Origin of the sequence: Enterobacter wuhouensis (assembly GCF_004331265.1) — a bacterium.
Classification (GTDB): domain Bacteria; phylum Pseudomonadota; class Gammaproteobacteria; order Enterobacterales; family Enterobacteriaceae; genus Enterobacter; species Enterobacter wuhouensis.
On sequence record NZ_SJOO01000002.1, the window covers coordinates 391,651 to 404,123 of the forward strand.

Sequence of the window (12,473 nt, forward strand, 5' to 3'; positions counted from 1 at the left end):
TGATAATATTATTGATAACTATTTGCATTTGCAATAGCGTAATGCCCGCGCTGTGGGAAGCGCGCTCATTAAATAACCATAAAAGCGGGACGTACAATGAATAAGAAGATTCACTCCCTGGCCTTGCTGGTCAACTTAGGGATTTACGGCGTCGCGCTGCCAGCGCTGGCAGACGACAACACCACCACCGCGCAGCACGAAGACACGATGGTGATCACCGCCGCCGAGCAGAATCTGCAGGCGCCGGGCGTGTCGACCATCACGGCCGATGAAATCCGTAAAAACCCGCCCGCTCGCGACGTGGCTGAAATCATCCGTACCATGCCGGGCGTTAACCTGACCGGTAACTCCACCAGCGGCCAGCGCGGCAACAACCGCCAGATCGACATCCGCGGCATGGGCCCGGAAAACACCCTTATTCTGATCGACGGCAAGCCGGTCACCAGCCGCAACTCCATCCGTCTGGGCTGGCGCGGCGAGCGCGACACCCGCGGCGATACCGGCTGGGTACCGCCGGAGATGATCGAACGAATCGAGGTGATCCGTGGCCCGGCTGCGGCTCGCTACGGCAACGGTGCGGCAGGCGGCGTGGTCAATATCATCACGAAAAAATTCGACAACCAGTGGCACGGCTCCTGGAACACCTACCTGAACGCCCCGGAACACAAGGACGAAGGTTCCACCAAGCGCACCAACTTCAGCCTGAGCGGCCCGCTGGGCGGCGACTTCAGCTTCCGCATGTTCGGCAACCTGGATAAAACCCAGGCCGACGCGTGGGATATCAACCAGGGCCACCAGTCCGATCGTACCGGTGCCTACGCCGACACGCTGCCGGCTGGCCGCGAGGGTGTGGAAAACAAAGATATTAACGGCGTGGTGCGCTGGGACTTTGCGCCAATGCAGTCCCTCGAATTTGAAGCCGGCTACAGCCGACAGAACAACCTTTACGCGGGCGATACCCAGAACACCAACAACGACAACAGCTCCAACGGCCTGGTGAAGAAGAACTACGGTAAAGAGACTAACCGTATTTATCGTCAGAACTTTGCGGTGACATGGAACGGCGGCTGGGATAACGGTATCACCACCAGCAGCTGGGCGCAGTACGAGCACACCCGCAACTCCCGCCTGGGCGAAGGGCTGGCGGGGGGTCTGGAAGGATTGTTCAACAGCAATAAATTCACCGACACCGACCTGGCCGACGTGATGCTGCACAGTGAAATCAACCTGCCGATCGATTTCCTCGTCAACCAGAACCTGACGCTGGGCACCGAGTGGAACCAGCAGCGCATGAAGGATTCCACCTCCAATACCCAAACCCAGCAGGGCGGCGCCATCCCGGGCATGAGCGACGACCGCAGCCCGTACTCCTCGGCGGAGATTTTCTCCCTGTTCGCCGAGAACAACATGGAGCTGACCGACAGCACCATGCTGACCCCGGCGCTGCGCTTCGACCATCATACGATTGTGGGTAACAACTGGAGCCCATCCCTGAACCTGTCGCAGGGTCTTGGCGATGACTTCACCCTGAAGATGGGCATCGCGCGCGCTTATAAAGCCCCGAGCCTGTATCAGACCAACCCGAACTACCTGCTGTACAGCAAAGGCCAGGGCTGCTACGCCAGCTCCGACGGCGTGGGCTGCTACATGATGGGTAACGACGACCTGAAGGCCGAAACCAGCATCAACAAAGAGATTGGCCTGGAGTGGAAGCACGACGGCTGGCTGGCGGGCGTGACCTGGTTCCGCAACGACTATCGCGACAAGATTGAAGCGGGCTACGCGCCGATTGGCCAGACGTCTACCAGCAAGGTCACGACCGATATTTACCAGTGGGAAAACGTGCCGAAGGCCGTCGTTGAAGGTCTGGAAGGCTCCCTGAACGTGCCGGTCAGCGACACGATCAACTGGACCAACAACATCACCTACATGCTGCAGAGCAAGAACAAGGAGACCGGCGACCGTCTGTCGATCATTCCTGAGTACACGCTGAACTCAACCCTGAGCTGGCAGGTTCATCAGGACGTGTCGCTCCAGTCGACCTTCACCTGGTACGGCAAGCAGCAGCCGAAGAAGTACAATTACAAAGGTCAGCCTGTGACCGGGTCTGAGAAAGATGAAGTCAGCCCGTACAGCATCGTTGGCCTGAGCGCGACCTGGGACGTGACCAAAAACGTCAGCCTGACCGGCGGGATTGATAACGTCTTCGACAAGCGCCAGTGGCGCGCGGGTAATGCCCAGACCACGGGTAACACCACGACGGGCGCGTATATGTACGGTGCGGGTGCCTACACGTATAATGAACCGGGTCGTACCTGGTATATGAGCGTGAATACGCATTTTTAAGGCACTGAAGTCAATCCACCCTCTCCCCTACGGGGAGAGGTTCAGGGTGAGGGGGAAAACCATGCACACAGCCTACAGCACATTTTCCCTCGCAGGCCTCACCCTTCATCACATCACCTTCGACCCCACCACCTTCAGCGACGCCGATCTTATCTGGCTCCCCCATCACGCGCAGCTATCGCACGCCGGGCGCAAACGCAAGGCTGACCACCTGGCAGGCCGCATCGCCGCCGCGCATGCATTACCTGACCACGCCGTCCCCGGGATCGGCCCCAGCGGCGAACCGATCTGGCCGGACGGTATCTCCGGCAGCATCACCCACAGCGGCACGCGGGCGATGGCCGTCGTCACGCAACACCCTGCGCTAATCGGCATCGATTGTGAAACGATCCTCCCCGAAAACGAAGCCCTGGAAATCAAAGACGGCATCATCGATGCGCAGGAAGAGGCCGTGCTTTCACGCTCCGGCTACCCGTTTGCCCTCGCCCTGACGCTGGTTTTCAGCGCCAAAGAGAGCCTGTTTAAGGCTCTCTTCCCGAAGGTGAAGTCATATATGGGATTTGACAGCGCCCGCATCACGATGCTCGATAAAGAGACGCTGATGCTGGCGCTGACCCGTCCGCTGACGGGGTTTGACGAAGGCACCGCCTTCACGCTTCACTGGCTACACAACGGCGATGGGGTTATCACCCTGCTGTCACGTTCTCCTGCCGACGGGCCTTCGCGCTGGTGACCGCAAACGTCACGATAAACACCGCTGCAAACAGCACCACAATGGTCGGCGCGGGCGCGCTGTCGAGATAAAACGACGCATACACGCCGCTCACCGACACGAGGGCTGAAACCGCTACCGCGACCAGCAGCGCCATGTGGAAGCGCCGGGTGATCAGCACCGCCACCGCGCCGGGCGCAATCAGCAGCGAGATCGACAGAATAATCCCCACCGCCTTCAATGTCGCCACGATGGTGAGCGAAACCATGCACAGCAGGCCGTAGTGCAGCCAGCGGGTGCGCAGGCCGCTCGCCTGCGCCTGCTGATAATCAAAGCAGAACAGCAGAAAGTCGCGCCACTTCAGGCCAATCACCAGCGCGATCAGCCCCGCCACGATCCCGCTTTGCAGAATATCCATCCCGTTAATGCCCAGCATATCGCCGAACAGAATGTGGTCGAGATGCACCTCGGGCTTAACGGCGATATAGAGGATCAGGCCCGCGCCGAACATGCCGGAAAAAACGATCCCCATGACCGTATCCTGCTTGATTCGGCTGTTATCCTTCAGGTATCCGGTGGCGATTGCGCAGAACAGCCCGGCCACAAACGCGCCCAGCGCCAGCGGCAGGCCCATCATCCACGCCAGCACGACGCCGGGGAACACCGCGTGGCTCATGGCGTCGCCCATCAGCGCCCAGCCTTTCAGCACCAGGAATACCGACAGCAGCGCGCAGGGCACGGCCACCAGGAGTGAAATCAGCAGCGCGTTGTTCATAAACGCAAACTGGAAGGGTTCAAGGAGCAGCGCCATCATGAGCGTGCCTCCCGCGCGCGGCGGCGGCTGGCGAGCAGCCCGTGCTTCGGCGCAAAGACGAACGCCAGCAGGAACAGCAGCGTCTGGGCGACCACGATAATGCCGCCGGTCGCGCCGTCCAGATAGTAGCTGGCCCACGCGCCGAGGAAGCTGGTGATGCTGCCAATGGCGACGGCAATCACCAGCAGGCGCGGAAAGCGGTCGGTGAGCAGCCACGCGGTCGCGCCGGGGGTGACCACCAGACAGATCACCAGAAACGCGCCGACGGTTTGCAGCGCCGCCACGGTGGAGACCGCCAGCAGGGTAAAGAAAAGAATCTTCAGGCGTTCAGGACGCAGGCCGATGGCGCGGGCGTGGTTCTCATCAAAAAAGGTCACCATCAGATCTTTCCATTTGAACAGCAGGATAACCATCGACACCACGCCGATAATCGCCAGCTGGACGATATCCTCCGGGGCGATAGCCAGAATATTGCCGAGCACGATGGTCTGAATATTCACCGAGGTCGGATTGAGCGAGACCATAAACAGCCCCAGCCCGAAAAAGGAGGAGAAGATCAGCCCGATGATGGCGTCCTCCTTCAGGCGGCTGCGCTGGTTGAGAAACAGCATACTGCCCGCCGCCAGCCCGCCCGAGAGGAACGCCCCCAGCGAGAACGGCAGCCCGAGCATGTAGGCTCCCGCCACGCCGGGCACGATGGAGTGCGACAGCGCATCGCCGATCAGCGACCAGCCTTTGAGCATCAGGTAGCAGGAGAGAAACGCGCACAGCCCGCCCACCATCGCCGAAACCCACATCGCGTTGAGCATGTACTCGTAGCCGAAGGGTTCGAGAAGCGCGTTCATTTGGCCTCCTGACGGTGCGTCACGAAGGGGCGCTCGTCGTCGGTAATAATGCGATCTTCCGAGCCGCTGAGCACCACGTGGCGCAGCACGCCGCTGAAGGCGCGCTCAAGGTTCTCGGCGGTAAAGGTGGTTTCCGTCGGGCCGCTCGCCAGCACGGTGCCTTTGACCATTACCGTGTAATCGCAAAACTCCGTGACCGACCCCAGGTTATGGGTCGAGACCAGCATCGTTTTGCCCTCGTCGCGCAGCTCGCGAAGCAGGCTGATGATCCTGGCTTCGGTTTTGACGTCCACGCCGGTAAACGGCTCGTCGAGCAGGATCACCTCACCCTGCTGGGCAATCGCCCGCGCCAGAAACACGCGCTTCTTCTGCCCGCCGGACAGCTCGCCAATCTGCCGATGGCGCAGCTCGAGCATATCCACGCGCTTCAGGGCGTCGGTCACGATTTGTCTGTCGCGATCTTTGGGCCGACGCAGAAACCCCATGTGCCCGTAGCGGCCCATCATCACCACGTCTTCGACCAGCACCGGAAACGACCAGTCAACCTCTTCCGACTGCGGCACGTAGGCGACCAGGTTCTGGCGCAGCGCCCGGTGCGGCGGCAGCCCCAGAATGGTGATAGTGCCGCTCGCCGCCCGCACAAAACCCATCACCGCCTTGAACAGCGTGGACTTGCCGGAACCGTTCACGCCAACCAGGGCGGCAATCGATCCGCCCGGCACGCTGAACGACGCGTCGCGCAGCGCCGTGTGGCCGTTGCGGTAGGTCACGGTCACGTCTGAGACAACAATCCCCTCGTGCATGGTTACTCCTTCATGCCGTCACGGATGCCCTGCACCAGCGTGCGGGTGGTGACGTTCAGCAGATCGATATAGGTCGGCACCGGACCGTTTTCCGCGCTCAGGGAGTCGACGTACAGCACGCCGCCGTAGCGGGCGTCGGTTTCCCGCGCCACCTGCCGCGCGGGCTTATCGGAAACCGTGCTTTCGCTGAACACCGCCGGGATGTGATGTTTTTTCACCAGATCGATCACCTTGCGCACCTGCTGAGGCGTGCCCTGCTGATCGGCGTTGATCGGCCACAGGTAAAGCTCTTTCATCCCCAGATCCCGCGCCAGATAGGAGAAGGCACCTTCGCTGGTCACCATCCAGCGCTTGTCTTCGGGGATCTCCGCAACCTGCTTGCGCAGCGGTTCGAGAGTGGCGGTGATCTTCTGCTTGTAGGCTTCAGCGTTGCGCCGATACGTCTGCGCGTTGGCCGGATCGTACTTCATCAATGCGTCGCGGATGTTATCGACGTAAATCAGGGCGTTGTCCGGCGACATCCACGCGTGCGGGTTGGGCTTGCCGTTATACGGCCCTTCGCTAATCCCCATCGGCATAATGCCCCTGGTAACAATCACCTCCGGCACGCCGTTCAGGTGCTGATAAAAGCGCTGGAACCACAGCTCCAGATTCATGCCGTTCGCCAGGATCAGCTGCGCCTTCTGCGCGCGTTTGATATCACCCGGCGTGGGCTGGTACTCGTGAATTTCAGCGCCCGGCTTGGTAATGGACGTCACGTCTGCGGCCTCACCCGCCACATTTTTCGCCATATCCGCGATAACGGTAAAGGTGGTGATAACCTGAAACTTTTCAGCCGCCAGCGCGCCCGTAGTGGTCGCGGTCATGAGCAGCGCGCCGAGCAACAGACGCATAATTCCTTGCCGTGGGTGCATCGCAGAAGTCTCCTGAGGTGATTAAATTCAAAGCAAAATTAGCCCGTGCTATAAGGTATAGCACAGGCTATATTTAAATGAAAATGGTTATCATTAAAGTTGTGTCAATGAGCGCTGCCATCCGGGAGTTTTAGGAAAAGTGCGTTCTTTTTTCTCTGCCGCTCAGGCGTATGATTTACGGTCAATATCCATATTAAATAAAGGGAATTGACATGCCCGTTAACGAAAGGATTCATCCCACATCGGGAACCCCGATTAATCCGGGAGGGGTCCGACAGCTCACGATTGGTGAAATCGCCCTGGCGAAGACGCTTTACGGTTACAGCATTCGCTATCATCTGGTTTGGGTGCACAGGGAAAGCTATCTTCCTTTTAATTTGCAACCTGTAAATGTAGCGATGACTCCTAACGGGGAAATGTGGTTTAGAGAAGACACATATTCCCCAGATTTTTCATTAGAAAAATTGTTAGATAAAAAACATCTATTCATGCATGAAATGATGCACGTATGGCAAGCCCAAAAAGGGATGTTTGTCAGAACAAGGGGATTATTCTCTGGTATTGCTGATTACTACTATAGCTTAGATAAAGTAGATCTATTGCATTATGGATTAGAACAGCAAGCATCGATCGTAAGTGATTACTGGCTATTACAATTTTATGGCTTTGAAAAATATAAATTCCTGCCAAAATATCGGGATATTAATTCGAATGAACCCGTATATTCTCTGCTTCACAAATATAAAAACATTCTACAAGGATTCCCAGGATGAAAACTATAACGCTCATCTCACCATTATGTATTCTCCTGACGGGATGTCCTGGATGCCCCCCGTTGTCTCATCCCAGAGCTACTTTTATTGATGGAAACCATGTTTGCTTTAGTATTGATAAAAAAGATGTCGTGAACTATTACACCATTGATTCCAGCAAAGGTCCCGACATTACAACTATCACAAGTTCAGGAAGTAATAAACTCAGTTGGTCTTATCCTAATAGTTGCATAGATGTGAAATGGGAGTATGGCTATACGTATGTTATTAGCTACGGTTTAAATAATAAAAATTATCATCACGAATTCTTTATTGATAATGACGGACAGCTTACTCATTTAGGAGGGTTATAATGTCATTACCCGCTTACTTATTTCTCTACGATGAGAACGGAATGCTCATTCAGGGCGACTGTATGATGCCAGGCCGGGAAGGTGCTATCGAAATTATGAACAGCAGTTACGGCATAAGGCAGGCAGTAGACAGCCATACCGGGAATATGACTGGTACACGGCAGCATGGTCCGGTTACCGTGCATAAGGAATTAGATAAAGTGAGTCCTTATCTTGCCGTTGCCACCTGCGAGGGCAGACGCCTGCAAAAAGCCATTATCAAATATTATGAAATTGCTGAAGCGGGAGCAGAAAGAGAGATCTACACCATTACGCTTGATAGCGTGGTGATCTCATCTCTGGACTTCACGCATGTTTATTACCCCGGCAGCTCAGCGCCGAATATGCATGAAGTGGTTGGACTTAGATTCCGGGGCATACAGTGGAATTATGTGCAAGGCAATATTCTTTATGGCGACGCATGGATGAAACCCGCGCAGAAAGAAACAATCAAATGATAACTATAAATGAAGACGTGATTGCCCTTTAAACGCATTGCACAATGAATGCCTGATGGCGCTTCGCTTATCAGGCCTACGGTAAACCGATTTTGTAGGCCGGGTAAGGCATCGCCGCCACCCGGCTTGAGGGCAACGGCGATGCCTTTATACGTTTTCAGATTGAGTTTTACACATCCGGGAACATCACGCTGTTCCCCGGCGCTTCCCTGTGCAGGTGGATAAAGTTCAGGTGCCGCTCGTACTGGTCCAGAATATCCGTAATCACCTGCTCCTTGCTGTAATCCATCAAGTCATTCCCCTGGCTGCCTTCCAGCAGGAAGGTTTCCAGCCGATAGTAGGTCGACTTCCCGCTGCGCGCCCGGTAGGTGAACCCGGGAATTGAATACTGCTGCGGCCAGATCTTATAGACGAAGTTCTGCTCGTCGCCCATGTGCACCAGCAGGTCCAGGTGCCCCAGGGTCTCACCCTCTTCCGGCGGCAGGTTTTTCAGCTCCACGTAGGCCCCACGCAGCTTCAGCTCCTGCGCCACCTCTTCCATCGCCGGGAAGCAGACCGTCTCCATCATCTGTTTGGTGTAGCGCGTGCCCGGGTAGTTCATCAGGCGCGACAGGCGTTTCTTCCAGCTCAGGCGATCCTGCGCGCCCAGCGGTCGCGGCGCGGTGTCGCGGCTGGCGCTTTCGCGGCGGTAATCTTCTACCTTGAGCGATTTATACAGCCCGGCCATCACGAAGAAGATCACGAAGCTGAACGGCAGACCCATGATCACCGTGGTGTTCTGCAGCGCAGAGATACCGTTGGTCATCAGCATGCCGAGCGTCAGCAGGCCGATGGCGACGGACCAGAAGATGCGCAGCCAGTTTGGCGCGTCGCTGTTGATGTCTTTGAGCTTCGAGGTGAAGTTGCCCAGCACCAGCGCGCCGGAATCCGCCGAGGTGACGTAAAACAGCAGGCCGGTGATGGTCGCCACCGAGGCGCTAAAGGTAAACGCCGGGTACTGCGCCAGCAGGCTGTAGAAGCCGCGCTCCGGGTGCGCCATCGCTTCCTGCGCGAAGGTCGCATTGCCGTGGATGATCTCGTGCAGCGCGCTGTTGCCGAAAATCGACAGCCACAGCAGGGTAAAGGTGAACGGGATAATCAGCGTGCCCATCACGAACTGGCGGATGGTGCGGCCACGCGAAATACGCGCCAGGAACAGGCCGACAAACGGCGACCACGCCACCCACCACGCCCAGAAGAACAGCGTCCAGTTGTTCATCCACTCCACCGGGCGGTCGAAGGCGAAGCTGTTCAGCGTCATGCCCATAAAGCGGTTCACGTAGTCACCCACGTTGAGCACTAAGGCATTGAGCAGGAACGAGGTATCGCCCATAAACAGCACGAACAGGATCAGCCCCAGCGCCAGCGCCACGTTCAGCTCGGAGAGCACGCGGATGCCTTTATCGACGCCCGACGTCACCGAGATGGTGGCGATAATGACGGAGAGCGCAATCAGAGCCGCCTTGGCCGCCATCGAGTCCGGGATATCAAACAGCACGCTCAGCCCGTAGTTGAGCTGCACCACGCCGATGCCGAGCGTCGTCGCGATACCAAAGATGGTGCCGATCACCGCCGCAATGTCGACGCTGTGGCCAATCGGGCCGTTAATTTTTTTACCGAAGATCGGGTAGAGCGCGGAGCGGATGGTGAGGGGCAAATTATAACGATAGCTAAAGTATCCGAGCGCCATGCCCATCAGGGCATACATCGACCAGCCGGTCAGGCCGTAGTGGAACAGCGTCCAGACCATCGCCTGGCGCGCGGCCTCCATCGTCTGCCCTGCCCCTTCCGGCGGCTGCATATACTGCGTGACCGGTTCCGCCACCGAGAAGAACATCAGGTCGATGCCGATGCCCGCGGCAAACAGCATTGCGGCCCAGCTCAGCAGGCTAAACTCGGGCTTTGACTGCTCAGGCCCGAGCTTCACCGAACCGAAGCGCGAGCAGGCAATGCAGACCACGAAGACGATATAGAGCGTCGCGGCCAGCAGATAGTACCAGCCGAAGGTCTTCGACACCCAGTTCAGGGTGCGCCCAATCCACTCGGCAGAAAAATCACGAAAGAAGATCGTCGTCAGGGAAAACAACAAAATCAGCCCGGCGGAAGTATAAAAAACGACCGGGTTGATTTTGTCTTTTTCTCTGTCCTGTGAAAGGTCTGTCATCCAGTATCCCCACTGTTTTTGTAACTATTGAAATCCAAAACCGCAACAATTAAGACACATTTTATATTGAACGTCCAATCAAAAACCGCTTTAATAGTTAACCAACGCTGATGAATGGAGTGGCAAAAATGCCCAAAGTGGGGATGCAGCCGATCCGGCGCAGGCAGCTAATCGATGCCACGCTGGAAGCAATAAATGAGGTGGGTATGCACGATGCGACCATCGCGCAGATCGCCCGTCGGGCGGGCGTTTCCACGGGGATCATCAGCCACTACTTCAAAGATAAAAATGGCCTGCTGGAAGCGACCATGCGCGACATCACCGGCCAGCTGCGCGACGCGGTGTTAAGCCGTTTACACGCCCTGCCGCACGGCAGCGCGGAGCAGCGATTGCAGGCCATTGTCGGCGGCAACTTTGATGAAACCCAGACCAGCGGCGCGGCGATGAAGGCCTGGCTGGCCTTCTGGGCGAGCAGCATGCACCAGCCGATGCTCTACCGCCTGCAGCAGGTGAGCAGCCGCCGCCTGCTGTCGAATCTGGTGTACGAGTTCCGCCGCGAGCTGCCGCGACAGCAGGCCGAAGAGGCGGGCTACGGGCTGGCGGCGCTGATCGACGGGCTGTGGCTGCGCGCCGCGCTGAGCGGCAAGCCGCTGGATAAAACCCTGGCGCAATCGCTCACCAGCCACTTTATCAGCCAGCATTTACCGACCGAATAACCGAGGAGAATTTATGTCCCGAATGGCAGAACAGCAGCTTTATATCAATGGTGGTTATACATCCGCCACCAGCGGTCGCACCTTCGAGACCATCAACCCGGCCAACGGTGAAGTCCTGGCGAGCGTACAGGCCGCCGGACGTGAAGATGTGGATCGCGCCGTAGAAAGCGCACAGCGCGGGCAAAAAATCTGGGCGGCGATGACCGCCATGGAGCGCTCGCGCATCCTGCGTCGCGCCGTCGATATCCTGCGCGAGCGCAACGACGAGCTCGCAAAGTTGGAAACCCTCGACACCGGTAAAGCATTTTCTGAAACCTCAACCGTCGACATCGTCACCGGCGCGGACGTGCTGGAGTACTACGCGGGGCTGATCCCGGCGCTGGAAGGCAGCCAGATCCCGCTGCGCGAGACCTCGTTCGTCTACACCCGCCGCGAGCCGCTGGGCGTGGTGGCGGGCATCGGCGCGTGGAACTACCCGATCCAGATCGCCCTGTGGAAATCGGCCCCGGCGCTGGCGGCGGGCAACGCCATGATCTTCAAGCCAAGCGAGGTGACGCCGCTCACCGCACTCAAGCTCGCGGAGATCTACACCGAAGCGGGCGTTCCGGACGGGGTGTTTAACGTCCTGCCGGGCGTTGGCGCGGAGACCGGCCAGTTCCTGACCGAGCATCCGGGCATCGCCAAAGTCTCCTTCACCGGCGGCGTCGCCAGCGGCAAAAAGGTGATGGCCAACTCGGCGGCCTCGTCCCTGAAAGAAGTGACGATGGAGCTGGGCGGCAAATCCCCGCTGATTATTTTCGACGACGCGGATCTGGATCTCGCGGCGGACATCGCGATGATGGCGAACTTCTTCAGCTCCGGCCAGGTGTGCACCAACGGCACCCGCGTGTTCGTGCCCGCGAAATCTAAGGCCGCGTTTGAGCAGAAGATCGTCGAGCGCGTGGGCCGCATCCGCGCGGGCGATCTGTTCGATGAACGCACCAACTTTGGTCCGATGGTCAGCTTCCCGCACCGCGACAGCGTGCTTCGCTACATCGCCAAAGGCAAAGAGGAAGGCGCGCGCGTGCTGTGCGGCGGAGACGCGCTGAAGGGCGAAGGTTTTGACAACGGCGCGTGGGTCGCCCCGACCGTGTTCACCGACTGCACCGACGAAATGACCATCGTGCGCGAAGAGATCTTCGGCCCGGTGATGTCCATCCTCACCTATGAATCCGATGAAGAAGCCATTCGCCGCGCCAACGACACCGACTACGGCCTGGCGGCGGGCATCGTCACGGCCGACCTGAACCGCGCGCACGGCGCCATTCATCAGCTCGAAGCGGGCATCTGCTGGATCAACACCTGGGGTGAATCCGCCGCAGAGATGCCGGTTGGCGGCTACAAGCACTCCGGCATTGGCCGCGAGAACGGCGTGATGACGCTGCAGAGCTACACCCAGGTGAAGTCCATCCAGGTTGAGATGGGTAAATTCCAGTCCATATTTTAACCGGGAGGTTT

At 57.9% G+C, this 12,473-nt stretch carries 12 protein-coding genes; 7 read left to right on the plus strand and 5 right to left on the minus strand.

Annotated features, from left to right (window positions below):
• Positions 1 to 96: 96 nt before the first annotated feature.
• Complete coding sequence (locus E0L20_RS05910; RefSeq protein WP_131633133.1) at positions 97 to 2,346, plus strand: TonB-dependent siderophore receptor; 2,250 nt, start codon at positions 97 to 99, stop codon at positions 2,344 to 2,346.
• A gap of 61 nt (positions 2,347 to 2,407) precedes the next feature.
• Positions 2,408 to 3,079 carry an enterobactin synthase subunit EntD gene (gene entD, locus E0L20_RS05915; protein WP_131633134.1) on the plus strand — a complete coding sequence of 224 codons (672 nt, stop codon included), beginning with the start codon at positions 2,408 to 2,410 and terminating at the stop codon, positions 3,077 to 3,079.
• Here the strand turns inward: entD and E0L20_RS05920 are convergent.
• From E0L20_RS05920 to E0L20_RS05935, 4 genes are read right to left on the minus strand one after another with little or no spacing between them, the layout of a single operon-like run.
• Positions 3,033 to 3,872 (minus strand): metal ABC transporter permease, encoded by an 840-nt coding sequence (locus tag E0L20_RS05920; RefSeq protein ID WP_131633135.1) that lies wholly within the window; start codon positions 3,870 to 3,872, stop codon positions 3,033 to 3,035. The genes entD and E0L20_RS05920 overlap by 47 nt on opposite strands.
• Positions 3,869 to 4,717: an iron/manganese ABC transporter permease subunit SitC gene (gene sitC / locus E0L20_RS05925; protein WP_131633136.1), complete on the minus strand. Its 849-nt coding sequence runs from the start codon at positions 4,715 to 4,717 to the stop codon at positions 3,869 to 3,871. Before sitC ends, E0L20_RS05920 begins: the two co-directional genes overlap by 4 nt.
• Positions 4,714 to 5,520 (minus strand): iron/manganese ABC transporter ATP-binding protein SitB, encoded by an 807-nt coding sequence (gene sitB, locus E0L20_RS05930; protein ID WP_042713807.1) that lies wholly within the window; start codon positions 5,518 to 5,520, stop codon positions 4,714 to 4,716. Before sitB ends, sitC begins: the two co-directional genes overlap by 4 nt.
• A 2-nt stretch (positions 5,521 to 5,522) precedes the next feature.
• The gene (locus tag E0L20_RS05935; protein ID WP_131633137.1) at positions 5,523 to 6,434 is read right to left on the minus strand and encodes a metal ABC transporter substrate-binding protein; all 912 of its coding nucleotides are present in this window, start codon (positions 6,432 to 6,434) and stop codon (positions 5,523 to 5,525) included.
• A 212-nt stretch (positions 6,435 to 6,646) separates the two neighbouring features.
• On the opposite strand from E0L20_RS05935, the gene E0L20_RS05940 reads away from it, so the two are divergent.
• The 3 genes from E0L20_RS05940 to E0L20_RS05950 are packed head-to-tail and all read left to right on the plus strand — an operon-like array spanning position 6,647 to position 8,057.
• On the plus strand, positions 6,647 to 7,207 hold the full coding sequence (locus tag E0L20_RS05940) for a type IV secretion protein Rhs (protein ID WP_131633138.1): 561 nt from the start codon (positions 6,647 to 6,649) through the stop codon (positions 7,205 to 7,207).
• On the plus strand, positions 7,204 to 7,560 hold the full coding sequence (locus E0L20_RS05945; RefSeq protein ID WP_080327955.1) for a putative T6SS immunity periplasmic lipoprotein: 357 nt from the start codon (positions 7,204 to 7,206) through the stop codon (positions 7,558 to 7,560). The genes E0L20_RS05940 and E0L20_RS05945 overlap by 4 nt, the downstream gene beginning before the upstream one ends.
• On the plus strand, positions 7,560 to 8,057 hold the full coding sequence (locus E0L20_RS05950) for an Hcp family type VI secretion system effector (protein ID WP_131633139.1): 498 nt from the start codon (positions 7,560 to 7,562) through the stop codon (positions 8,055 to 8,057). Before E0L20_RS05945 ends, E0L20_RS05950 begins: the two co-directional genes overlap by 1 nt.
• A 169-nt stretch (positions 8,058 to 8,226) precedes the next feature.
• Here E0L20_RS05950 and betT read toward each other — a convergent pair whose 3' ends face one another.
• The gene (gene betT / locus E0L20_RS05955) at positions 8,227 to 10,260 is read right to left on the minus strand and encodes a choline BCCT transporter BetT (protein WP_131633140.1); all 2,034 of its coding nucleotides are present in this window, start codon (positions 10,258 to 10,260) and stop codon (positions 8,227 to 8,229) included.
• Between the two features lie 128 nt (positions 10,261 to 10,388).
• On the opposite strand from betT, the gene betI reads away from it, so the two are divergent.
• Positions 10,389 to 10,976 (plus strand): transcriptional regulator BetI, encoded by a 588-nt coding sequence (gene betI / locus E0L20_RS05960; protein WP_131633415.1) that lies wholly within the window; start codon positions 10,389 to 10,391, stop codon positions 10,974 to 10,976.
• Positions 10,977 to 10,989: 13 nt separating this feature from the next.
• Entirely contained in the window at positions 10,990 to 12,462 is a 1,473-nt protein-coding gene (gene betB, locus E0L20_RS05965) for a betaine-aldehyde dehydrogenase (RefSeq protein ID WP_131633141.1), read from the plus strand.
• Positions 12,463 to 12,473: the final 11 nt, after the last annotated feature.